This window comes from Paracoccus sp. MC1862, from assembly GCF_016617715.1.
GTDB lineage: Bacteria > Pseudomonadota > Alphaproteobacteria > Rhodobacterales > Rhodobacteraceae > Paracoccus.
This window is the reverse complement of record NZ_CP067227.1, coordinates 1-21,697: the sequence shown is the minus strand read 5'-3', so window position 1 is coordinate 21,697 and position 21,697 is coordinate 1. Positions and strand designations below refer to the sequence as shown.

Below are 21,697 nucleotides of genomic sequence, written 5' to 3'. Positions count from 1 at the left end.
CTAATCGCGGATAGCGGGTCAAGCGCCCTTTGCGACATCTCCGTCCAGATCGTCGGCGGCCAGTTCATCACCAAGCAGGTCCCGACCGGGCCGTTTCAGCGCGCCGCTGGCGTGGAGGTAGTGATAGAGGGTCGAGGGCCTGATCCCGCCCAGTTCGGCGCAGATCGACGAAATCGACCGCGCGCGATCGGCCGTGAGGTGCCGGGCGTAGCGCAGCTTGTCGGCCGTCATGACCCGCGGCCGCCCGCCCTTGCGCCCGCGGGCACGCGCCGCAGCAAGGCCCTCCCTGACCCTTTGACGGATGACGTTGCGCTCCATTTCGGCGAAAGCTGCCTGGATCTGCAGGAACGCGCGCCCCTGCGGCGTGGTGGTGTCCATCGGCGAGTTGATGGCCCGGAACGCCACCTCGCGCGCGGCCAAGGCGTCAATGAGCTGCACCAGCTCGCCGGCGAGCCGGCCCAAGCGGTCGAGATCGAGCACGACAAGCACGTCGCCTGCGCGCAGCCAGTCGAGACAGGCCTTCAGTCCGGGCCGGCCCTCCGCGCCTGTCGCCCCCGAGGCCCGGTCCTCGAACACCCGCTCGCAGCCTGCGGCGGCCAGGGCGTCCAGCTGCCGGTCCATGATCTGGCCCCCTTCCGTGGTGGAAATGCGGGCGTAACCCACCAGTGCCATGATCCGATCCTTCCTGCCCCTTCCGGCTCACGACAAAGCCTCGCAGGTGACTGCTTGTCGCATGCAGATTTCTGCGGGATTGTCGTGACGGGGACAAGACCAGACGGCGCCCAACGCCGCCCGGCATGCCGCCTTGCGACAATCAGGTGTTTGTCGCAAGGCCGGTCGTGGGATCCACGCATGTCGCCGCGAGCGCGCTGGCCGGGGTCGGGGTTGTCTCCGCGGTCGGCACGGAAACGACCGCCGCACGATGGTGTCCGAACGAGGCCCCGCAAGGTTAGCGAGCGCAGTTCCCCATCTCGAGGACTGCCGCGGGCATAGCGCGGTGGCCTGGTCGCGTCCCGGCGGACGCTCCGCCGCGAGCGGCGGATTTCTGCGGTCGTGTCTTCTCCCGCTATTTGGAACGATAAACCTGTGCGCCTTAGGTGGCTGCGTTGCCCGCCTCGAAGGGGCGTCCGCTGCGCCACATCGCGTGCAGCACCACGACCAGCTTGCGCGCCACGGCCACGTTGGCGCGCTTGAAGCCGATGCGCTCCCGCAGCGCAGTGCCCCAGCGTCGGATCGCACTGTCGGCTTTGCACCGTGTCAGGATGTGCGCGGCCGCCTCGTAGAGGTAGGAGCGCAGGAGCTTGTCCCCGTGCCGCGAGATGCGCCCCTGCATGTCGATGGTACCGGACTGGTAGCGTCGCGGCGTGAGCCCGATCCAAGCGGCGGCCGTTCGGCCCGAACGGAACGCCTCCGGGTCGCCGATGGCCGCCACGAAGCCCAGGGCCGTCAGGTGGCCCACCCCGGGCGCCGTCATCAGGAGGCGGCAACGCGGGTCGGCCCGAACGGCGGCGCGGATTGCCCGGTCGTGCTGGACGACTTGGGCCCGCACGGCCTGCCACGCCTCCAGCATGGGCATGACGATTGGCACAAGGTCGGGGCGGTTCGCGAGGTGCTCGCGCACGCGGCGGTCGAAGGCCCGCGCGCCGCCGTTGCCCGGTCCGGCCGCCAGCATCAGCCCGAAGGTCCGCAGCGCACCGCGCAAGGCGTTCGCGATGTCGATCTGCGCCCGCAGGAGCGCGCGCCGCGCGTGAATCAGCGTCCGCAGCCGCACGTCGTCCCATCCCTTGAGGCGAACCTCGCGGTAAAGGCCTGCGCGCGAGCCAGGTGCGCGAGCCCACGGGCGTCGTTGGCGTCGGTCTTGTTCATCGTGACCGACAGCGCCGCGTGCGCCTGCCGGGCGTCCATGCAGACCACCGGCAGGCCTCGGTCGCGCAGCTCGTGGCCCAACCAGGTCGACAAGCAGCAGGTCTCGAGGCCGACCTTGACGAGGTCGCTCGCGAACGGCGCGAGCGCCTCGGCCAGAGCCTCGGGATGGGTCAGTGACTTGCCCCGCCACAGGCAGGTCCCCGTCTCGTCGACGACGTGGACTTGCGTGCTCGCCTTTGACACGTCCAGGGCAGCGTAAACCGGCATGGCGTCCTCCATGGTACTAGGCCAGGATCACAGCATGCTCCATCCGATCAGGCAGTGGGCGCCGCGATTACGCCATGTCTCGACGGACGAGCAGACCACAGCCCCACAGGTCGCGGAACTGCAGGCCGCCGGCTGCACCGACATCCGGTCCGAGACCGGCTCGGGCGCCTCGCACGCGCGCGCGGTCCTTGCCCGGCTGGTGCGCGGGATCGCCCCCGGCGACACGCTGGTCGTCGTCCGCATCGACCGCCTCGCGCGCTCGCTGTCGCACCTGCTCGAGGTGATCGAGGCGGTCGAGGCGCGGGGCGCGCATTTCCGCTCGCTGCACGATCCGATCGACACGGCCAGCCCGCAGGGCAAGTTCACCCTGCAGGTCCTGGGCGCGGCGGCGGAACTGGAACGGGCGCTGATCCGCGAGCGGACCATGGCGGGGCTGGCCTCGGCCCGCGCCGCCGGGCGGGTGGGCGGGAACCCCGGCCTGAAGCGCGGCGACCCCGCGGCGCGGCGCAAGGTCGCCCGCGCCCGCGACGAGGGCTATCTTGCGAAGCTGGAGGCGAGCGCCGGGGAATGGGTCCCGCTGGTGCGCCGCCACCGCCCCGACATGCCGTGGCGCGACCTTGCCCGCATCATCAACGCCCGCCGCCCCGCGGGCACGCCGCCCTGGACCGCCGAGCGGCTGCGCCGCGCCGTGTCCCGCTTTGTGCGCGAAGGGCTGCTGCCGGAAACGGTCCTCGCGCGGGCGCGCCCGGCCTCGGGGGACGACCGGCTGCTTGCGGTCGTGGCCGCCATCAAGGGGGCGGACCCGCGGATCACCCTGCAGGCGATCTGCGGGCGGCTGGAGGAGATGCGCGAGCGCACCCCGCGCGGGCGGACCGACTGGCAGCCCTCCAGCGTGAAGATGCTGGTCGACCGGGCAAGGGAAAGGGGCCTGCTGGGCCGCGAGTGACCCCGGCGGGACGGCCTTCGCCTGCGGTTCCCCGCGCCCTGCCCTCCGGTCCTGTCATCCGGCGCCGGAACCGGGCAAGCCTGCCTGCGGATGGACGACAGGCAGGCGGCAGGGACCTGCGACGGTTTCTCGAACTTTCCCTTTTCCGGCTTCACCCGGGGCGGTCAGCCGCCTGCGCCGCGATCAGGGGACTGCCGGGCCAGCAGGCCGCCCACGAGGCCGGGCAGCCGCGACCAGTCGCCGAAAGCCGCATCCGCCGCCGTCTCGTCCAGCGACGGACCGGCATAGCCGCCGGTGTAAAGGATCACCGGCATTCCCGCCGCGCGGGCCGCGCCGATGTCGGCGGCGCTGTCGCCGACCATCACCGCCGGCCCGCCGCCAAGGCGCGCCAGCACCTCGCGCAGGGGCGCGGGGTCGGGCTTGCAGCCAAAGGCGCTGTCGCCCCCCAGCACCGCCCCGAAGCAGGCGCCCAGGCCCAGGCCGTCCAGCAGCGCCTCGGTCAGCCCCTGCGGCTTGTTGGTGCAGACCCCCAGCCGGAAGCCCCGCGCCGCCAGCGCGGCAAGCGCCCCGGTCACGCCGGGATAGGGCCGGGTTTCCACGCAGATGCCTTCGCCGTAGCAGCGCATGTAGCCGTCGTGCCAGTCGTCGAAGCCGTCGCCGGGGACGCCCGCTGCCTCCATCACCCGGCGCACCAGCACGGGGACCCCGTGGCCGACGAAGCCGCGCAGGCGGTCCACCGGCAGGGGGTCGTGGCCGCGCTCGGCCAGCACCCGGTTCATCGCCATGTGCATGTCGGGCACGCTGTCCACCAGCGTGCCGTCAAGGTCGAAGATCACCGCCGTCATGCCGCCCGCCCCCTGCACGCCGCTACCAGTTCATCACCCTGGACAGTTCTGCCGAGGTCTTCAGAAGCTCGGGCAGGAACACGTCCCGCAGGTCCGCCGTCGAATGCCGGGCCGTCGAGGTCGAGGCGTTCAGCGCCGCCATCGTCCGCCCGAGATCGTTGACGATCGGCACCGCGACCGAGCGGATGCCGATCTCAAGCTCCTGGTCGAGGATCGCATGACCCTGCGCCCTGATCCGCGCGATCTCGTCCAGGAAGGCCGCGCGGTCCACGATGGTGTGGGGGGTCAGCTTCTGCAGCGGGAAGCGGTCGAGCCAGATCCCCAGTTGCTCGTCCGACAGGCTGGCCAGCAGCACCCGCCCGACCGAGGTCGAGGCCGCCGGCAGCCGGGTGCCGTTGACGATCCGCGAGGAATAGATGCGCCGCACCTCGACCCGGCAGACATAGACCACCGATTCAAGGTCCAGGATCGCCACCGAGGCCGATTCGTCGATCACCTGCGTCAGCGCGTGCAGCAGCGCCACGGCCTGGTCGCCCAGGCCGATGGGGGTCTGGAAGCCCTGCGACAGCCGCAAGAGCCGCGGCGTCAGCCAGAACTGCTTTCCGTCCGAATCGACGTAGTTCATGTCCTTCAGCGTCAGCAGCAGCCGCCGTGCGGTGCCGCGCGTCAGGTTCGTCAGCTTCGCCACCTCGGTCAGCGTCATGCGTCCGCGCTGGATGTCGTTGCCCGGCAGGGTGAAGGATTCCAGCACCCGCAGCCCCCGCGCCAGCGCCTCGACAAAGTCGGTGGAACGGCCCGTGCCGGCGACGGCGGCCTCGTCGATCTTGTTCATGTTCACGGTAGCCGGGAAAAAGGTTGGCGGTCTTGCGAAGAGGCTGCAGGTTAGCTGCGGCATTCCATCGCCACAAGTCCGGTATGCGAACAACTGTCTTCTTGACAGACGCGTGAGCATAGCCCAATATTGGACAAAAGTTCGCATACTGGACTTTTGGGCGCGGGGAGGCGTCGGGGATGATAGACAAGACCGTTACCTCTGTGGCCGAGGCGCTTTCGGGCATCACCGACGGCATGACGCTGCTGCTTGGCGGCTTCGGCGCGGTGGGCCAGGCGACCCACCTGATCGAGGGGGTGCTGGAAACCGGCGTCAGGGACCTCGTGGTGGTGGCCAACAACGCCGGCTACGGACAGGTCGGGCTGGCCCGGCTGCTGAAGGAAGGCCGCATCCGCAAGCTGATCTGCAGCTATCCCCGGATCGTCGGCTCGACCATCTTCGAGGAAGTCTACAAGGCCGGCAGGCTGGAACTGGAACTGGTGCCGCAGGGCACGCTGGCCGAACGGATGCGGGCGGCGGGCGCGGGGATCCCCGCCTTCTACACCCCCACCGGGGCCGGCACGAAACTGGCCGCGGGGAAAGAGGTGCGCGAGTTCGGCGGCCGCCAGCACGTCCTTGAACAGGCGCTTCCCGGCGACGTGGCGCTGGTCGAGGCCTGGCAGGCCGACCGCTGGGGCAACCTGACCTACAAGGACGCCAGCCGCAACTTCAACCCGGTCTGCGCCATGGCGGCGGGGCTGACGATCGCGCAGGCCCAGCATCTGGAACCGCTGGGAACGCTGGACCCCGAGGTGATCGTCACCCCCGGCATCTTCGTCAACCGCGTCGTGCATATCGAATACGGGGCCCCCCGGCTCTGACACCGGTCATCGAGAGGTCATCATGGACAGCACAAGCTGGAAGCCGCGTTCCCGCCGCGAGATCGCGGCCCGGATCGCGCAGGACATCCCCGAGGGCTGGTATGTCAACCTGGGCATCGGCGTGCCGACGCTGGTCGCCGACGAGGTGCCCGAGGACCGCGAGGTGGTCTTCCATTCGGAGAACGGCATCCTCGGCATCGGTCCCGCCCCGGACGAGGGTGACGTCAACCCCTGGCTGATCAACGCGGGCAAGCAGTACATCACCCTGCAGCCCGGCGGGTCCTATTTCCACCACGCCGACAGCTTCGCCATCATCCGCGGCGGGCATCTGGACCTGTGTGTTCTGGGGGCCTACCAGGTCGCCGCGAATGGCGACATCGCCAACTGGGCGACCTCGGAAAACGACACCGCGCCCGCGGTGGGCGGGGCGATGGACTTGGCGGTGGGCGCGCGCCGGGTGTGGGTGGCGATGAACCACGTCACCAAGGACGGCGCCCCGCGGCTGGTCGAAAGCTGCGCCTATCCGCTGACCGCCCCCGGCGCGGTCGGGCGCATCTACACCGACCTGGCCGTGATCGACGTGACCCCCCGCGGCTTCGAGCTTGTCGAGATGGTGCCCGGCATCACCCATGACCAGTTGCAGGACATGACCGGCGCCGAGTTGCGCCCGGCCCGCGTGACGGCCGCTTGAAGGAGGCAAGGATGAACGATCTGGACGCCAGGCTGCGCGCGGTCGAGGACCGGCAGGCCATTTCCGAACTGCGCGCGCATTACTGCCATGTGCTGGATGCCCGCGACTGGGACGCGCTGGCCACGCTGTTCACCGCCGACGGCGAGTTCCAGGGCCTCGCCCATGTGACCGGCCGCGACGCCATCCACCGCTTCTTCAGCACCACGGTGGACCGGCTGGCCGAAGGGTTCTGGCATTTCTGCACCAACGCCACCGTTCAACTGGACGGCGACACCGCCACCGGCCGCATCTCGATGCAGTATCTGTCGGTCAAGAAGGGCGTCTCCTACGTCTCGGCCGGGCATTACGACGACGAGTTGCGGCGCGAGAACGGGCTCTGGCGCTTCCGCAAGCGGCAGATCACCTTCTACTACCACGCCCCCCTGTCGGAAGGCTTCGTGGGCCGCCCGCAATACATCACCCCCGAGGGCCTGCCGCTGCCGCCGCGCGCCTGATTGCAAAAGGAAGCCGCCAGATGATCCAGTCCCGCACCATCGGCCGCGCCCGCGTGACGCGCGTCGTCGAATACGCAGCCCCGACCCATGACCCGGCCTTCCTGTTCCCCTCGCTGCCGCAGGCGGAACTGGACGCGGCGGCCGACTGGCTGGCGCCGCATCACTACATCCCCGCGATGAACCGGCTGATCGTCACCATCCAGATCTGGGTGGTCGAGCTGGACGGCAAGGTGATCCTGATCGACACCGGCGTCGGCAACGACAAGCCCCGCGCCGCGGCCCGGATGAACCGGCTGAACAACCGCGTGCTGGAATGGCTGGAAGCCGCCGGCGCCGGGCGCGAGCGCGTCACCCATGTGATCCAGACCCACATGCACATGGACCACACCGGCTGGAACACGGTGCTGGTGGACGGCGAATGGGTGCCGACCTTCCCCAATGCCCGCTACCTGATGCCCGAAACCGACTTCCGCCACTATGAGGTCGCGCTGAAGCAGGCCCGCGACGCGGTGATGGACGACAGCTGGGACGACAGCGTGGTGCCGGTGGTCGATGCCGGGCTGGTCGATTTCATCGCCGACGACGCCGGCGAGATCCTCGGCTGCCTCACGGTGGAACCCGTGCCCGGCCACACGCCGGGGATGCTGAGCTTCCGCCTGAAATCCGACGGCGAGGAAGGGCTGTTCACCGCCGACGTGTTCCATTCGCCGCTGCAGATCGCCCATCCCGACCTCAACACCGCCTATTGCGCCCTGCCCGAGGTCGCCCGCGAGACCCGCGCCCGGGTTCTGGCCGAGGCCGCCGACAAGGGCACCCTGATCATGCCGATGCATTTCGGCCCGCCCTGCTGCGGCTATGTCCGCCGCCAGGGCGACGGCTATGTCTTCGAGGGCGCCGACTGGCCGGACCTGTCGCTGCCGCAACGCTGACCCCAAGGAAAGGACCGCCCCCCCATGACGACCCCCATGCGACGAGCCGCCATCGTCATGCCGCTGCGCACCCCCGTGGGCGCCTTTGGCGGCACCCTGCGCCCGCTGACGGCGGAAAAGCTGGGGGCCCATGTCGCCAGGGCCGTGGTCGAACGCAGCGGGCTTGACCCGGAACGTATCGACGACGTGGTCTTCGCCCAGTCCTATGCCAATTCCGAGGCGCCCTGCATCGGCCGCTGGGTCGCGCTGGAAGCCGATTTCCCCGTGGGGGTGCCGGGGATGCAGCTTGACCGGCGCTGCGGCGGCGGCCTTCAGGCGCTGGCGAGTGCGGCGATGATGGTGCAGACCGGGGCCTGCGACGTGGTCATGGCGGGCGGCGTCGAATCGATGTCGAACATCGAATATTACGCCACCGACGTGCGCTGGGGCGCCCGCGCCGGCAACATCCATCTGTACGACCGGCTGGACCGGGGCCGCGAACGCTCGCAGCCCGAACGCCGCTTCGGCAAGATTTCCGGCATGATCGAGACCGCCGAGAACCTCGCCCGCGACTACAACATCACCCGCGAGGAGGCCGACGCCTATGCCGCCCGCAGCCAGCAGCGCGCCGAGGCCGCCTGGGCGAACGGCGTCTTCGCCGACGAGGTCGTGCCGGTCGCCGTCCCCCAGCGGAAAGGGGCGGATGTGGTCCTTGACCGCGACGAGGGCGTGCGTCCCGGCGTGACGGCTGAATCGCTGTCGGGCCTGCGCACGATCATGAAGGGCGGCACCGTCACCGCCGGGAACGCGGCCCAGCAGAACGACGCCGCGAGCGCCTGTCTGGTGGTGGCCGAGGACAAGCTGGCCGAGCTTGGCCTGCAGCCCCTCGCCTGGTTCCACAGTTGGGCCGTGGCGGGCTGCGAGCCGGCGACCATGGGCATCGGCCCGGTGCCCGCCGTGCAGAAGCTGCTTGCCCGCAACGGGTTGTCCCTTGACGACATGGACCTCGTGGAACTGAACGAGGCCTTTGCCGTGCAGGTGCTGTCGGTGCTGAAGGGCTGGGGCTGGAACGACCCCGACCGGCTGAACGTCCACGGCTCGGGCATCTCGCTGGGCCATCCGGTCGGCGCGACGGGGATGCGGATCGCCACCACGCTGGTTCGTGAACTCGGCCGCCGGGGCGGGCGCTACGGGCTGGAAACCATGTGCATCGGCGGCGGCCAGGGCATGGCCGCGGTGTTCGAACGGGCCGAGGAATGAGCGGCCGCGCCGCCCTGTCCGTCGCTGCCGGCGATCTGGACTGGCGCGGCCTTCTGCCCGCGGGCGGCATGGTGGCCTGGGGCCAGGCCTCGGCCGAGCCGCTGTGCCTGACCGAAAGCCTGATGGCGGCACGCCACCGGGTCGGCGGCTTCCGCGCCGGGATCGGGATTTCCCTGTCCGGGTCGGTTGCGCCCGAACACGCCGATTGCGTCAGCTTCGTGTCCTACACCGGGGCCGGGAACAACCGGCGGCTGGCGCGGGCGGGGGCGCTCGACATCCTGCCGCTGACCTACGGGCAGTTCGCCGATGCGCTGTCGCCGGTGGACCTGCTGCTGCTGCACCTGCCCCCCGCCGGGCCGGACGGCAGCCATTCCATGGGCCTCGTGTCGGAATACATCGCCGACCTGATCCCCCGCGCGGCCATGGTCGTGGCCGAGGTGAACGACCGCCTGCCGCAGACCTTCGGCAGCCGGCGGGTGCGCCCCGACGAGATCGACGTGATCGTCCATTCCTCGCGCGACCCCCTTGCCATGCCCGAAGCCGCGGCCGGGGCAACCGCCCAGGCCATCGCCGCCCGCGTGGCCGGGCTGATCGAGGACGGCGCGACCCTGCAGCTCGGCATCGGCCAGTTGCCCGAGGCGATCCTTGCGGCGCTGGGGGGCCACCGCGACCTCGGCATCCATTCCGGCACCATCGGCGACGGCGTGGCCCGGCTGGCCGCAGGGGGCGCGCTTACCAATGCGCGCAAGTCCATCGACCCCGGCCTGACCGTCACCGGCGCGATCATGGGCGGCCCGGAAGCCTGGGCCTGGGCCGATGGCAACGACGCCCTGCGGCTGGCGCCCACCTCCTACACCCATGATCCGGCTGTGCTTGCGCGGATCGAGCGCTTCGCCGCGATCAACTCGGCGATCGAGGTGGACCTGACCGGCCAGATCAACGCCGAGATCGCGGGCGGCACCTATGTCGGCGCGGTGGGGGCTGCGGGGGATTTCCTGCGCGCCGCCGCGCGGTCCCACGGCGGGCTTCCCGTCATCGCCCTGCCGGCCAGCGTGCCGAAGACCGGGCAGTCGCGCATCGTCGCCCGCCTGTCCGGCCCGGTGTCCACCGCCCGCGCCGATGCGGGCATCATCGTGACCGAACATGGCGTGGCTGACCTGCGCGGCCGCACCTTGCGCGACCGCCGCCGCCTGATGCTGGGGATCGCGCCCCCCGAACACCGCGCCTCGCTTGAGGCCGACAACCCATGAACCCCGCTGCTGCACCCGAAGGAGGACAGATGCCCACGCTTCACTGGTCGCCCCGCTCGCCCTATGTCCGCAAGGCCATGGTCGCCATCCATGAAAAGGGCCTTGCGGACAAGGTGCAGACCGTCCGCACCGCCGCCGACCCCATGGTCCCGCATGAAGGGCTGATGGAAACCAACCCCCTCAGCAAGATCCCCACACTGGAACGCGAGGGGCTGCCCCCGATCTGGGACAGCCGGGTGATCTGCGAATGGGCCGACGCGACCGGGACCACCGGGCCGCAGCTGTTCCCCGCCGACCCCGAGGCGCGGCTGGCCGCGCTGCGCGACGAGGCGACCGGCTCGGGGCTGATGGACATCGCCCTGCCTTGGCTGGTGGAAACCCGGATGCGGCCCGAACCCCAGCGCAGCGACCAGCAGATCGCAGCCTGGCGGCGCAAGACCCTCAGCACCCTCGACTGGCTGGAGGCGAATATCGACGCCATCGCCGCGCGGGATTTCGACGTGGGCCACATCGCCATCGGGGTGGCGCTCTGCTATCTCGATTTCCGCTTCTCGGCCGAGAACTGGCCCGAGGGCCGGCCCAGGCTCGCCGCCTGGCACGCGGGCTTCCGCGACCGCCCCTCGGTCCGGGCGACCGAGTTCCGCGACGATCCCCGCCCCGCGGCCTGACAAGGCCCCGACCCGCGCACCGGCCCTGCATGGGCCTTCCCTGAACGCATTGACCGGACCCCAAGCCATGAAGCACACGACCTCGGACCAGTATCAGGACATCCGCGACGCGGTGCGCGCCCTTTGCGCGCAGTTCCCCGATGAATACCACCGCCGCATCGACGACGAGCGCGCCTACCCTGCGGAATTCGTGGACGCGCTGACCGAGGCCGGCTGGATGGCCGCCCTGATCCCGGAAGAATACGGCGGCTCGGGCCTCGGCCTTGCCGAAGCCTCGGTCATCATGGAGGAGATCAACCGTTCGGGCGGCAACTCGGGCGCCTGCCACGGGCAGATGTACAACATGAACACCCTTGTCCGCCACGGGTCCGAGGAACAGCGCCAGAAATACCTGCCGAAGATCGCCAGCGGTGAATTGCGCCTGCAGTCCATGGCCGTGACCGAGCCGACCACCGGCACCGACACCACGCAACTCAAGACCACCGCCGTGAAGAAGGGCGACAAGTATGTCATCAACGGCCAGAAGGTCTGGATCAGCCGGGTCCAGCATTCCGACCTGATGATCCTGCTGGCGCGCACCACGCCCCTGTCCGAGGTGAAGAAGAAATCCGAAGGGCTGTCGATCTTCCTCGTCGACGTCAAGGAGGCGGTTGCCAATGGCATGGTCGTCAACCCCATCGCCAACATGGTCAACCACGAAACCAACGAGCTGTTCTTCGACAACCTCGAGATCCCGGCCGAAAACCTGATCGGCGAGGAAGGCCGCGGCTTCAAGTATATCCTGACCGGCCTGAACGCCGAACGCACCCTGATCGCCGCCGAATGCATCGGCGACGGCTACTGGTTCATCGACCGGGTGACGAAATACGCCAACGAGCGCGTCGTCTTCGGCCGCCCCATCGGCCAGAACCAGGGCGTCCAGTTCCCCATCGCCGAAAGCTTCATCGAGGTCGAGGCCGCGAACCTCATGCGCTGGGAAGCCTGCCGGCTTTACGACGCCCACCAGGACAGCGGCGCCCAGGCCAACATGGCCAAGTATCTGGCGGCGAAAGCAAGCTGGGAGGCCGCCAACGCCTGCATCCAGTTCCACGGCGGCTTCGGCTTTGCCGCCGAATACGACGTGGAACGCAAGTTCCGGGAAACCCGGCTGTATCAGGTCGCGCCGATCTCGACCAACCTGATCCTGTCCTATGTGGGCGAGCATATCCTCGGCCTGCCGCGCAGCTTCTGAAGGGGGCGGGTATGCAACTGGACATCGACCACCTGCGCGGCTGGATCGGGCGCGAGGAAAGCGCCAGCGAGCTGATGACCCCGGTCCTCGCGCAGCGGTTCAACGCGATGCTGGACCGCGAGGGCGACACCGCACCGGGCGCGGACGCGCCGCGCATGGTGCATTACTGCCTGTGCCAGCCCGCCGCCCCCACCGCCGAATTGGGCGAGGACGGCCACCCGTCCCGCGGCGGCTTCCTGCCGCCGGTACCCCTGCCGCGGCGGATGCGCGCCGGCTCGACGATGGAGTTCACCGGCGAGATCCGCATCGGCGAAACCGTCTCGCGCGTCTCGCGCATCCTCGACGTCAGCGCCAAGGAGGGCCGCTCGGGCCTGCTGTGCTTCGTCACGCTGGAAGACAGCTACGCCAGCGACGGCCGCCCGGTGCTGACCGAACGGACCGACATCGTTTATCGCGGCCCGGCCGGCGAGGAAAAGGCGAAAGCCGCGCCCCCGCCCGCCCCGGCGGGCGCCCATGTGCGGACCGTCACGCCCACGCCGCCCTTGCTGTTCCGCTATTCGGCCGTGACCTTCATCGGCCACCGCATCCATTACGACCTGCCCTATGCGCGCGAGGTCGAGGGCTATCCCGGCCTGATCGTCCACGGCCCGCTGCAGGGGACGATGCTGGTCCATATGGCGCAGGACCTGCGTGGCGCGTTGCCCGCGCGGGTGACTGTCCGGGCCATGTCGCCGATCTTCGACACCGCCGATTTCACCCTGAACGCCACCGACGACGGCGAGGGCATGAAGCTGTGGACCGCCAGCGCGAACGGCCCGGTCGGGATGGAGGCCCGCGTCCAATGGTAGGCGTCGCGCAGGCCCGCACCGCGCTGTTCGTGCCCGCCGACCGCCCGGACCGCTTCGCCAAGGCCGCGGCTTCGGGCGCCGACGCGGTGATCCTCGATCTCGAGGACGCCGTCGCACCCTCGGGCAAGGAGGCCGCGCGGGCGCTGATCTCGGCCGATTTCACCGACCGGCCGGTGCTGGTCCGCATCAATGCCGCGGGCACGCCATGGCACGAGGCGGACCTTGCCGCGCTGGCGGGGGGGCGCTTTTCCGGGGCGATCCTGCCCAAGGCCGAGGATGCCGAAACCACATCGGCGGTGGCCCGAAGGCTGGGCGACGTGCCGCTGGTCGCGCTGGTGGAATCCGCCAAGGGCATCGCCAATGCCCGCGCCATCGCGGCGGCGGGGCCGGTGCGGCTGGCCTTCGGCTCGGTCGATTACTGCGCCGACCTCGGCTGCGCGCATGACCGCGAGGTGCTGCTGCCCGCCCGGTCCGAACTTGTGCTGGCCTCGCGGCTGGCCGGGATCGCCCCGCCCCTTGACGGGGTGACGGTGCAACTGGGGGACGGCGCGGTGGCCCATGGTGACGCCGCCCACGCGCGGGCCCTGGGGATGACCGGCAAGCTCTGCATCCATCCCGCCCAGATCGCCGCCGTCGCCCGCGCCTTCCTGCCCTCCGAGGCCGAGGTGGAATGGGCGCGCCGGGTGCTGGCCTCGGGCGACGGCGCCGTGGCCGTGGACGGCGCCATGGTCGATGAGCCGGTGCGCATCCGCGCAAGGGGCATCCTGTCGGCGCTGTCCTGACGCCCTCGACTCCGGCCCCCGCAAATGAAACGCGCCGCGGCACATGGCCGCGGCGCGTTTTTCCGTTCGTGACGGGCGGTGTCCCCGTCAGGTGGCGGGCGCCCGTTGCGCCCCGTCCGGCAGGTCCAGGCTGATCGCAGTCAGGTCGCGCCCCTTGGTTTCGGGCAGCAGCAGCAGCGCCAGGCAGGCCAGCGCATAGGCCACGAAGCAGAAGACCGCGATGGCCGGCGCCAGCCCCATCGGGACGGCCAGCAGCCCGACGCCGGTGATGCAGAAGGCCGCGGCGGTCTTGCCGAGGTTGTAGGAAAAGCCCATGCAGGTCGTGCGCACCTCGGTCGGGAACAGTTCCGACAGGAACGGCCCGATCGCCGCGAACATCCCGATCACGCCGGCACCGACGAAGAAGCTGAGGATATGCGACAGCGCAGGCGTCAGCGGCACCAGCATGTAGGTCACCGTCAGGATCCACGAGGCCACCGACATGAACAGCAGCGTGGCCTTGCGCCCCCAGCGGTCCGACAGGTAGGCGGTCAGCACGAAGCCGCAGAAGGTGCCGGTCGCCATCACGAAGATCGTCAGAAGCTGCGAGCCTTTCTGCAGCCCGCGTTCCACCAGCAGCGTCGGCAGCCAGATCAGCACGACATAGGACGAGGCCTGCATCCCGAAGACCAGCAGCGCGCCCAGGGTCGTGAACTTGATGTATTGCGGCTTGAAGACGGTCGCGAAGGACGCCTTGTCATGCGGCCGCTCGGCCGCCTTCTTGTAGGCGGTGGATTCGTCCAGGCCCCGCCGGACCCAGAAGATCAGCGCCGCCGGGATCGCGCTGAGCCAGAAGGTCATGCGCCAGGCCAGGTCAGGCTCGAAGATCGCGAGAATGGTGATCGCGGTGATCGCCGAGCCCAGCCAGCCCAGCGAAAAGGCCGACTGCACGAAGCCCATGGCCTTGCCGCGGTGCTTGGGGTTGATGACCTCGCCGATGAGCGCCGCGCCGACGGCCCATTCGCCGCCGAAGCCGAAGCCCTGCATCACCCGCGCGGCCATCAGTTGCCAGTAGTTCTGGGCGAAGCCCGCGACGATGCCCCATGCGGTGAACCAGATCACCGTGAAGACCAGCACCCGGACCCGGCCGATGCGGTCGCTGATGATGCCCGCGATCCAGCCGCCCGCGGCCGCCGACAGCAGCGCCGCGTGCCGATCATCCCGACCTCGGCCTTGGTCAGCGCCCACAGCCCCATCAGGGTCGGCAAAAGGAAGCTGAAGATCTGGACGTCGTAAGAATCCAGCGCCCAACCGCTGTAGCAAGCCCAGAAGGTCTTGCGCTCTTTCGGCGTCCCTTCTTGATACCACCTGAACATTGTTCGACCCCTCCCGGTCATTCTGCTGTCAGACGTTCACAGCCCTTGCGCAGCCATCGCGGTTGCGGGCCATCCCGACCCGGAGGCGGCCTCGCGCCGCCGCCGGGAACATCACCTTGCCGGCGCCGCCTGGCGCGGGTTGGCAAGGGCCGTGCGCGTTGCACCGGAATGACCGGGGCAAACCCCCGCCGGCGCCGCATTCCATCCGGCATGATCGCTGTTGCCGCAGGCGGGCCTGGCGGCCGCGCGGGCCGCAGCCGTCATCCTGATGTCGAACATGGCTGACTCCTCCCCAAGGATGTCGCCCTTTCACCGCTTCTCCACCACCATGATAAATGTCCTTATGGTGGACAAGTGTTCGCATATCGTAACAGTTCGGCCGTTTCCCGGTCAAGCGCAAAGATTCCCCGCCCTGCCCTTTCCCGCCGGTCCGGTCCGGCAATAGGATGCCGCCCATGTGCCGAGGCAGACGGAGGAGCGACGATGCGCTGGGTCGAGGTCAACGGAAAGCTGCTGCGCCACCGCCACCGTCCGGGGCGGGGGCCGTGCCTGATCCTGCTGCACGAGATGGGCGGCTCGATCGAAAGCTGGGACCTGGTGCTGCCGCATCTTGCGCCGGACCAGGCCTGCCTGATCCCCGAGATGCGGGGGATGGGGATGTCGGAACGGGTCCGGGGCGATTTCGCCATGACGGACCTTGCGGCCGACCTGTTCCACCTGATCACCCACCTGGGGATCGAGGGGCCGGTGGTCCTGTCCGGCTGCGCCGTCGGCGGCGCGGTGGCGCTGCAATTCGCGCTGGATCATCCCGACCGGGCGGCGGGGGTGGTCCCGCTGGACCCGGCCCTCGACACCCGGCCCGAAAACGTGGCCGCCGTCCGGGCGCTGGCCGACCGGATGGAAACCGAGGGCCTGCGCGCGGTCGAGCCGCTGCTGCTGGACCGCACCTATCCGCAGCCCTACCGCGACGCCGACCCCGACCATTTCGCCGCGGTGCGCGGCCGCTGGATGGCCAACGATCCGGGGTCCTTCGCGGCCTACCTGCGGATGCTCAGCCGCACCGACCTGTTCCCGCGTCTGGGCGAGGTCGCCTGCCCGGTGATCCTCGGCTCGGGCGAGGATGACGTGCTGCGGCCGCCCGAATATGTGGCACGGGTCGCGCAGGCCATCCCGGGGGCCGAGGTGGTCAGCCTCAGGGCCGGCCATCACCTGCCCGACCACGCCCCCGAGGGGGTCGCGGGCATCCTGAACGAGATGCTCCGCCGCGTCGGGGACGGCGCCCCCCCGGCATCGTGACTTCGGCCCGCCAATAGGTCGCCCCGCCCCCGGTGCGACCCTTGGCGGCATAAGGAGACCCGCGCCCACGGGCGCAGGAAAGCCCCTGCGGGTGCCAGCGGTCTCGACCGTGGAGGCTCCACACACTCACCGGCCCCGGTGCGTCCCGCTTGCCTTCGCGGCGCCTTCGGGACAGGAACCTCGCATGGCGACATGGGCAGGGGGTTCCGCCCTGATCTTTCCGGAGAGCAACGATTGTCCTTCATGACCGGGGCGGTGACGCCGCCGAGGATGGCCACGCTGGTGGCGCTGGCGGGGATCGCCGCGCTGTCCATGAACGTGTTCCTGCCGTCGCTGCCCGGCATGGCGCGGCATTTCGGCGTCGAATACGGGGTGATGCAACTGTCCGTCTCGGCCTATCTCGGGGCCTCGGCGGTGGTGCAGCTGCTGGTCGGGCCGATCAGCGACCGCTGGGGGCGCCGGCCGGTGATGCTGGGGGCGCTGGTGATCTTCCTTGCCGCCACGGCCGGGACGCTGCTGGCCCCGAACGCGGGCTGGTTCCTCGCCATGCGGATGGTCCAGGCGGTGGTGACGACGGGCCTCGTGCTGTCGCGGGCGGTGGTGCGCGACATGGTGGCGGGGGCGGCGGCGGCCAGCCGGATCGGCTATGTCACCATGGGCATGGCGGTGGTGCCGATGCTGGCCCCCATCGCGGGCGGGGCGCTGGAACAGCTCTGGGGCTGGAAGGCCAGCTTCACCGCGATGTTCGTCCTCGGGCTGGCCGTGCTGCTGCTGGCCTGGGCCGACATGGGGGAAACCGCGCGGGGCGGGTTGTCGCTGCGCGCCCAGTTGCGGGCCTATCCGGTGCTGGCGCGGTCGGGGCGGTTCTGGGGCTATGCGATGGCCGCGACGCTGGCCTCGGGGGCCTTCTTCGCCTATCTGGGCGGCGCGCCCTTCGTGGGCGAGACGGTGTTCCGGCTGACCCCGGCCGAGGTCGGCTACTGGTTCGCCGCGCCCTCGATCGGCTATCTCCTGGGCAACTATGCCTCGGGGCGCTGGTCGATGCAGTGGGGCATGGACCGGATGATCCTCTGGGGCGCGGTGGTGACGGTGGCGGCGGTGGGGGGCGCGCTGGCCGCGAACCTCGCGCAACTGCACCATCCGCTGGCCTTCTTCGGCGCGGTGGCGGTCATGGGGCTGGGCAACGGCATGGTCATGCCCAATGCCAATGCCGGGATGATGAGCGTGCGGCCCGATCTTGCCGGCACCGCCAGCGGCCTCGGGGGCGCGCTCGCGGTCGCGGGGGGCGCGGCGCTGGCGGCGCTGGCGGGTTATTTCCTTGTGCCGGGCGCCGGGGCGACGCCGCTGCTGGTCATCATGCTGCTGTCCGCGCTGGGGTCGCTTTGCGCCGTGCTGGGGGTGTGGGCCGCGCGGTAAGTCCCTGCGCGCGGGCCGGTTCAGCCAAGGATCGCCACGCCCTCGGCCTCTGCCGCCCGCATGAGCGCCCGGTCCAGCGTCGCCAGCGCCGCGCCGTGGCGCAGGGCGGTTTCCAGATACAGCGCGTCATAGGCCGTCAGCCCGTGGCGGCGGGCAAGGTCGATCACCACCGCCCCCTCGGGCGCGGCGTCCAGCGTGATCGCCAGCGCGTCGAATGTGCCCAGCAACTGTTCGACCATGCCCGCGGGCAGACGGCCCCGGCGCTCGCTGACCAGCAGGATGTTGCGCAGTTCCACCCACAGCAGCCAGGGCGCCAGCACCGCGTCATGGCTGACCAGCGCCGGGCCGAGGTCCAGCCCGCTTTCATCCGGCATCGCCCAGCCGATCAGCGCCGAGGCATCGACGACCAGGCTCACCGCCGGCCTTCGTCGCGGGCCGACAGGATCCCGGCGGGGTCCAGCGCGATGCCGCGAGCGGCGAGCTTTTCCCGCAGCGCGCCCATCCGGGCGACGGCGGCGGCGCGGTCGCTGCCCTGCCCCGCCGGCACCAGCCGCGCCACCGGAGCGCCGCGGCGGGTGATCAGCACCGACTCGCCCGCCTCGGCGGCGGCGAGCAGTTCCGACAGGTGGGTCTTGGCCTCGAAGGCGCCGATCTCGCGCATGGGATTCCCTCTGACTGGTTGGCAGTCTAGTCTGTTGCGGGAAGCTGTCAATGCTTGAAGTGTGAAAGCGGCTGACGCCCTGCCCCTTGCCGGCGGCATCTTCCCCGCGGGGAAGATCAGGCTTTCCCCGCCCTTGCAATCCGCGATGGTTCCTGCGGGAAAGGCTACTGCGCCATGTCACTGGAGCAGCCATCTTCCCCGCGGGGAAGATCGGCCCTGATCCTTCTGCGGCCGGCAATCTTCCCCGCGGGGAAGGTCAGGATACTGTGCCGTTGGGGCCACCTTCCCCGCGGGGAAGATCACCACCCTTCGGATGCTGGAACGATAACCTTCCCCGTGGGGAAGATCGGCGTGCTGTGCTGTTAGACGACCACCTTCCCCGCGGGGAAGATCATCCCCTCCCTATCCATTGCCTGCAATCTTCCCTGCGCGAGAGGTCAGGCTGACCGGTAGCCGCGAGGCGACCTTCCCCGCGGGGAAGGTCACTGCGCCCCGATGCTGGTGCGCCCCGATGCTGGAACGATGACCTTCCCCGCGGGGAAGATCAGTCCAGCCGCCCCAGCATCTCGGCCACGGCGGCCTCCAGCTTGCGGCGGTCGATGGTGGAAAAGTCGCGGGGCAGACGGATTTCAAGCCGCCCGTTGGTGGCGGTGCAGCGGGCGCTGCCCTGCGGGCGGGCGATCTGGAAGCTGGTGCGCGCCCTGCCCGCCGGCACCGGCACCTGCGAAGGGCGCGGCTTCGCACCCGTATCCTCTGTCCCGTCCCCCTGCCCCGCGTGGCGGCGCAGCACCTCAAGCTCGTCCCGGACCGAGCGCGTGTCCCAACCCGCAAGCTCGGCCCGGATCATGGCCACCAGCCCCGGCACCTCCTCCAGCCGCTGCGCCAGCGCGAGGCCGAGGGCGCGCGGGATCTCGTGGGGGTAAAGCAGCACGCCTTCCAGCCGCTCGACCACCGGGATGAAGGCGCGGATATAGCTGCGCTTCTGGTAGCCCGCCGACTTGAACAGCACCGCCACGGCCTTTTCGGGATCGGTCTCGCCGGTCTCGGGGTCCATGGCGTAATGCAGCGCCATCTGCGCCATTTCGGCAAAGGACAGGTCCTTGCGGACGAGGTTCTCGTCCACCATCCGGCGGTACAGCGACTCCAGTGCGTCGCCCCGCGCCACGATGCCGGCCGGGATGCGGCCCCAGCGCTCGGCGTCGCCGGTTTCCTCCAGAAGCTGGCGATAGGCCGCCAGCCGGCGCCAGCCCTGGATCAGCTCGTAGCGCCCGTCCTCGCCCGGCTCGACCCGGATCGGGTTCGACAGCCCGATGTCGCGGATCGAGGCCACCAGTTCCCCCAGTTCCGGGTCCGGCGCCGGGGTGCGGTCGCGGATCAGCTTGCGGGTATCCACGGCGTCCAGCGGGACCAGGTCCACGATCAGGCCGGCGCGCTTCAGCCGGACGTGTTCCTGCGCCAGCGCGTCGTTCTCGGCCCGGATGCCGGCCTCGATCCGGGCGCGGTCGCGCTGCGATTCCGCCGTCTCGACAATGGCGGTCGCCATCGGGCCGCGGCGCTGGTCGGCCTTCCCCGCGGGGAAGGTTTCAAGGGCCGCGTCCGGGGGGGCGGCCACGTCGTCCTTCGGCAGGTCGATGTCGAACATCCGGCGCTTGCGGCTCATGCCCGATCCTCCAGCTTGTCCCAGGCCTGCAGCGCGTAGCCCCGGAATTCCTCGTAGGCGCGGTCGAATGTGGCGCGGGCGCGGCGCCAGGTGCCGCGGGTCATCTCGCGGTAGTCGATCTCGTAGACCGAGGACAGGAACCGGCCCGACTGTTCCACGGCGCGGGTCAGCTCGATCGGATGCTCGGCCATCCGCTCGCCGAAGACTTGGCGGAAGGCCCCCAGCATCGCCTGGTGCAATTCGTTGGACGGCTCATAGCGCGTCATCAGGAAGCGGACATCGGCGAAGGCCTTGGGCAGCGCGATCTTCCCCGCGGGGAAGTTCTCGAAGCCGTGCGACAGGTCGCCGAGCGCCTCGGCAAGCTGGCCGATGAAGCTGGTGGTGGAATCGTATTCCCAGTAGCCGGGGCCGGAGGGGATGTAGAGCATGTCGGCCGCGAAGACCGCGTTCATCGACTGGTAGCCGATGGCGGGCGGGCAGTCGAAGAAGATCAGGTCATAGGCATCGTCCGGCAGGCTGTCGAGAAAGCGCGAGACGGCGGCGAAGAAGGTCCATTCCGGGTTCAGGTGCCGATACTGGGCGCTGGCGAATTCGACGAATGCGGCGTTGGCGCAACTGGGGATGATGTCGATGGTGGACCAGGAGGTGGGCCGGATGAAATCCGCCGGTCGCAGGGCGCCGAGGCCCATGTCGCGGATCGAGGCCGGCAGCCTGCGCCGGGGCAGGGCGGTGCCCGACTCGGCCCCCTGGGCCGCGGCGTTCATGCGGTCGGTCTCGCGTTCGAGGTCGCGGGCCATGATCCCCCAGACGGTGTGATCCTCGTCCACGTTGTTCAGGCCCATGGAATGCGACAGCGTCGCCTGCGGGTCGAAGTCCACCGCCAGCACCCGGTAGCCGTCCAGCGCCGCGGCATGGGCGAGATGCAGGGCGACCGTGCTTTTCCCGGCGCCGCCCTTGAAATTGGCGATGGCCGCGCGCAGCGCCCGCTTGCCCGCCGGGCGCGGCGGCATCAGCGACTTGCGGTTGATGCGGATGCGGCGGCGCAGCTCGTTGATCTCGTCGAGGCTGAACCAGCGCTGGCGGCCGTCGTCCAGAACTTCCCCGAGGGGAAGGTTCGGCTCGTCGGCAAGCTTGCCGCGGAAGGTGGACTGGTTGATGCGGAAGATCAGCTCGGCGACCTCCCAGCTGGAAAACCGGCGCAGGGTCTTTTCGTCGGCCGGGCTGAAGGTCTGGCGCCGGATCCAGCCCTGCATCCGCAGCGACTGCCGTTGAAGCCGCGCGAGGTCTTCGTGCGAATACATCTTTTCCCCATTTTGCAGGACGCTGTTTTTCATGAATTCTGTTTTTACGCGGAATTCGTATTCGGGGCAAAGTCATTTTCTGCTGATTCACGGAAAGCCGGCGTCTGGCGCCCATCCTGCCACAGCCCGCGCCGCGTTGCGCCGAATCGGGGACGGGCGTCCGGGCTGTTGCCGGATCTGGCAGGGGGCGGAAGAACCCTGGGAATTGGGGGACATCCCTGGTCCCGCCGCAAGGGATTAGGGGACATCTGCGGCGGAAT

The 21,697-nt window shown here is 69.9% G+C and carries 21 protein-coding genes and 1 pseudogene; 13 read left to right on the top strand and 9 right to left on the bottom strand.

Going from position 1 to position 21,697, the window contains the following annotated elements:
• Positions 1-18: 18 nt before the first annotated feature.
• Together JGR78_RS17005 and JGR78_RS17000 are read right to left on the bottom strand one after the other, a co-directional pair.
• Complete coding sequence (locus JGR78_RS17005) at positions 19-672, bottom strand: recombinase family protein (protein WP_182804581.1); 654 nt, start codon at positions 670-672, stop codon at positions 19-21.
• A 421-nt stretch (positions 673-1,093) separates the two neighbouring features.
• A pseudogene (locus tag JGR78_RS17000) lies at positions 1,094-2,145 on the bottom strand (IS110 family transposase).
• Between the two features lie 22 nt (positions 2,146-2,167).
• Here JGR78_RS17000 and JGR78_RS16995 point away from each other — a divergent pair.
• Positions 2,168-3,079: a recombinase family protein gene (locus JGR78_RS16995; RefSeq protein ID WP_182804583.1), complete on the top strand. Its 912-nt coding sequence runs from the start codon at positions 2,168-2,170 to the stop codon at positions 3,077-3,079.
• Positions 3,080-3,243: 164 nt separating this feature from the next.
• Here the strand turns inward: JGR78_RS16995 and gph are convergent, their stop codons facing one another.
• Together gph and JGR78_RS16985 are read right to left on the bottom strand one after the other, a co-directional pair.
• Entirely contained in the window at positions 3,244-3,924 is a 681-nt protein-coding gene (gph, locus tag JGR78_RS16990) for a phosphoglycolate phosphatase (protein WP_182804585.1), read from the bottom strand.
• 22 nt (positions 3,925-3,946) lie between these two features.
• Positions 3,947-4,756 carry an IclR family transcriptional regulator C-terminal domain-containing protein gene (locus JGR78_RS16985; protein WP_182804587.1) on the bottom strand — a complete coding sequence of 270 codons (810 nt, stop codon included), beginning with the start codon at positions 4,754-4,756 and terminating at the stop codon, positions 3,947-3,949.
• 179 nt (positions 4,757-4,935) lie between these two features.
• Here JGR78_RS16985 and JGR78_RS16980 point away from each other — a divergent pair, with 179 nt between their 5' ends.
• The 10 genes from JGR78_RS16980 (at position 4,936) to JGR78_RS16935 (ending at position 13,748) form a co-directional block, all read left to right on the top strand.
• Positions 4,936-5,616 (top strand): 3-oxoacid CoA-transferase subunit A, encoded by a 681-nt coding sequence (locus JGR78_RS16980; protein ID WP_182792888.1) that lies wholly within the window; start codon positions 4,936-4,938, stop codon positions 5,614-5,616.
• A 22-nt stretch (positions 5,617-5,638) separates the two neighbouring features.
• Positions 5,639-6,307: a 3-oxoacid CoA-transferase subunit B gene (locus JGR78_RS16975; protein WP_182804589.1), complete on the top strand. Its 669-nt coding sequence runs from the start codon at positions 5,639-5,641 to the stop codon at positions 6,305-6,307.
• Positions 6,308-6,318: 11 nt separating this feature from the next.
• The gene (locus JGR78_RS16970; protein ID WP_182804592.1) at positions 6,319-6,801 is read left to right on the top strand and encodes a nuclear transport factor 2 family protein; all 483 of its coding nucleotides are present in this window, start codon (positions 6,319-6,321) and stop codon (positions 6,799-6,801) included.
• 20 nt (positions 6,802-6,821) lie between these two features.
• A complete protein-coding gene (locus tag JGR78_RS16965) occupies positions 6,822-7,730 on the top strand; it encodes an MBL fold metallo-hydrolase (RefSeq protein WP_182804594.1) in 909 nt (302 codons plus the stop codon).
• Between the two features lie 36 nt (positions 7,731-7,766).
• Positions 7,767-8,969 (top strand): acetyl-CoA C-acetyltransferase, encoded by a 1,203-nt coding sequence (locus tag JGR78_RS16960; protein ID WP_182804602.1) that lies wholly within the window; start codon positions 7,767-7,769, stop codon positions 8,967-8,969.
• On the top strand, positions 8,966-10,219 hold the full coding sequence (locus JGR78_RS16955) for an acetyl-CoA hydrolase/transferase family protein (RefSeq protein WP_182804596.1): 1,254 nt from the start codon (positions 8,966-8,968) through the stop codon (positions 10,217-10,219). The genes JGR78_RS16960 and JGR78_RS16955 overlap by 4 nt, the downstream gene beginning before the upstream one ends.
• A gap of 29 nt (positions 10,220-10,248) precedes the next feature.
• On the top strand, positions 10,249-10,887 hold the full coding sequence (locus tag JGR78_RS16950; RefSeq protein ID WP_182792893.1) for a glutathione S-transferase family protein: 639 nt from the start codon (positions 10,249-10,251) through the stop codon (positions 10,885-10,887).
• 67 nt (positions 10,888-10,954) lie between these two features.
• Positions 10,955-12,118 (top strand): acyl-CoA dehydrogenase family protein, encoded by a 1,164-nt coding sequence (locus tag JGR78_RS16945; protein ID WP_182792894.1) that lies wholly within the window; start codon positions 10,955-10,957, stop codon positions 12,116-12,118.
• Positions 12,119-12,129: 11 nt separating this feature from the next.
• On the top strand, positions 12,130-12,966 hold the full coding sequence (locus JGR78_RS16940) for a MaoC family dehydratase N-terminal domain-containing protein (RefSeq protein WP_182804528.1): 837 nt from the start codon (positions 12,130-12,132) through the stop codon (positions 12,964-12,966).
• Positions 12,960-13,748: a CoA ester lyase gene (locus JGR78_RS16935; RefSeq protein WP_182792896.1), complete on the top strand. Its 789-nt coding sequence runs from the start codon at positions 12,960-12,962 to the stop codon at positions 13,746-13,748. Before JGR78_RS16940 ends, JGR78_RS16935 begins: the two co-directional genes overlap by 7 nt.
• Before the next feature lie 87 nt (positions 13,749-13,835).
• Here JGR78_RS16935 and JGR78_RS16930 read toward each other — a convergent pair whose 3' ends face one another.
• On the bottom strand, positions 13,836-14,975 hold the full coding sequence (locus JGR78_RS16930; protein WP_234450986.1) for an MFS transporter: 1,140 nt from the start codon (positions 14,973-14,975) through the stop codon (positions 13,836-13,838).
• A gap of 611 nt (positions 14,976-15,586) precedes the next feature.
• Here JGR78_RS16930 and JGR78_RS16925 point away from each other — a divergent pair.
• Positions 15,587-16,399 (top strand): alpha/beta fold hydrolase, encoded by an 813-nt coding sequence (locus JGR78_RS16925; RefSeq protein ID WP_182792898.1) that lies wholly within the window; start codon positions 15,587-15,589, stop codon positions 16,397-16,399.
• Positions 16,400-16,642: 243 nt separating this feature from the next.
• Positions 16,643-17,815 carry a multidrug effflux MFS transporter gene (locus JGR78_RS16920; protein ID WP_182792899.1) on the top strand — a complete coding sequence of 391 codons (1,173 nt, stop codon included), beginning with the start codon at positions 16,643-16,645 and terminating at the stop codon, positions 17,813-17,815.
• Between the two features lie 20 nt (positions 17,816-17,835).
• Here JGR78_RS16920 and JGR78_RS16915 read toward each other — a convergent pair whose 3' ends face one another.
• The 4 genes from JGR78_RS16915 to JGR78_RS16900 form a co-directional block, all read right to left on the bottom strand.
• Positions 17,836-18,231 carry a type II toxin-antitoxin system VapC family toxin gene (locus tag JGR78_RS16915; protein ID WP_182792900.1) on the bottom strand — a complete coding sequence of 132 codons (396 nt, stop codon included), beginning with the start codon at positions 18,229-18,231 and terminating at the stop codon, positions 17,836-17,838.
• Positions 18,228-18,476 (bottom strand): type II toxin-antitoxin system Phd/YefM family antitoxin, encoded by a 249-nt coding sequence (locus tag JGR78_RS16910; protein WP_182792901.1) that lies wholly within the window; start codon positions 18,474-18,476, stop codon positions 18,228-18,230. Before JGR78_RS16910 ends, JGR78_RS16915 begins: the two co-directional genes overlap by 4 nt.
• A gap of 544 nt (positions 18,477-19,020) precedes the next feature.
• Complete coding sequence (locus JGR78_RS16905) at positions 19,021-20,136, bottom strand: ParB N-terminal domain-containing protein (protein ID WP_182792902.1); 1,116 nt, start codon at positions 20,134-20,136, stop codon at positions 19,021-19,023.
• A complete protein-coding gene (locus JGR78_RS16900; protein WP_182792903.1) occupies positions 20,133-21,437 on the bottom strand; it encodes an AAA family ATPase in 1,305 nt (434 codons plus the stop codon). Before JGR78_RS16900 ends, JGR78_RS16905 begins: the two co-directional genes overlap by 4 nt.
• Between the last annotated feature and the right edge of the window lie 260 nt (positions 21,438-21,697).

Coding starts and splice junctions, on each gene's coding strand:
- JGR78_RS17005 (WP_182804581.1), bottom strand. CDS start 672: ATGGCACTGGTGGGTTACGCCCGCATTTCCACCACGGAAGGGGGCCAG.
- JGR78_RS16995 (WP_182804583.1), top strand. CDS start 2,168: ATGCTCCATCCGATCAGGCAGTGGGCGCCGCGATTACGCCATGTCTCG.
- gph (WP_182804585.1), bottom strand. CDS start 3,924: ATGACGGCGGTGATCTTCGACCTTGACGGCACGCTGGTGGACAGCGTG.
- JGR78_RS16985 (WP_182804587.1), bottom strand. CDS start 4,756: ATGAACAAGATCGACGAGGCCGCCGTCGCCGGCACGGGCCGTTCCACC.
- JGR78_RS16980 (WP_182792888.1), top strand. CDS start 4,936: ATGATAGACAAGACCGTTACCTCTGTGGCCGAGGCGCTTTCGGGCATC.
- JGR78_RS16975 (WP_182804589.1), top strand. CDS start 5,639: ATGGACAGCACAAGCTGGAAGCCGCGTTCCCGCCGCGAGATCGCGGCC.
- JGR78_RS16970 (WP_182804592.1), top strand. CDS start 6,319: ATGAACGATCTGGACGCCAGGCTGCGCGCGGTCGAGGACCGGCAGGCC.
- JGR78_RS16965 (WP_182804594.1), top strand. CDS start 6,822: ATGATCCAGTCCCGCACCATCGGCCGCGCCCGCGTGACGCGCGTCGTC.
- JGR78_RS16960 (WP_182804602.1), top strand. CDS start 7,767: ATGCGACGAGCCGCCATCGTCATGCCGCTGCGCACCCCCGTGGGCGCC.
- JGR78_RS16955 (WP_182804596.1), top strand. CDS start 8,966: ATGAGCGGCCGCGCCGCCCTGTCCGTCGCTGCCGGCGATCTGGACTGG.
- JGR78_RS16950 (WP_182792893.1), top strand. CDS start 10,249: ATGCCCACGCTTCACTGGTCGCCCCGCTCGCCCTATGTCCGCAAGGCC.
- JGR78_RS16945 (WP_182792894.1), top strand. CDS start 10,955: ATGAAGCACACGACCTCGGACCAGTATCAGGACATCCGCGACGCGGTG.
- JGR78_RS16940 (WP_182804528.1), top strand. CDS start 12,130: ATGCAACTGGACATCGACCACCTGCGCGGCTGGATCGGGCGCGAGGAA.
- JGR78_RS16935 (WP_182792896.1), top strand. CDS start 12,960: ATGGTAGGCGTCGCGCAGGCCCGCACCGCGCTGTTCGTGCCCGCCGAC.
- JGR78_RS16925 (WP_182792898.1), top strand. CDS start 15,587: ATGCGCTGGGTCGAGGTCAACGGAAAGCTGCTGCGCCACCGCCACCGT.
- JGR78_RS16920 (WP_182792899.1), top strand. CDS start 16,643: ATGACCGGGGCGGTGACGCCGCCGAGGATGGCCACGCTGGTGGCGCTG.
- JGR78_RS16910 (WP_182792901.1), bottom strand. CDS start 18,476: ATGCGCGAGATCGGCGCCTTCGAGGCCAAGACCCACCTGTCGGAACTG.
- JGR78_RS16905 (WP_182792902.1), bottom strand. CDS start 20,136: ATGAGCCGCAAGCGCCGGATGTTCGACATCGACCTGCCGAAGGACGAC.
- JGR78_RS16900 (WP_182792903.1), bottom strand. CDS start 21,437: ATGTATTCGCACGAAGACCTCGCGCGGCTTCAACGGCAGTCGCTGCGG.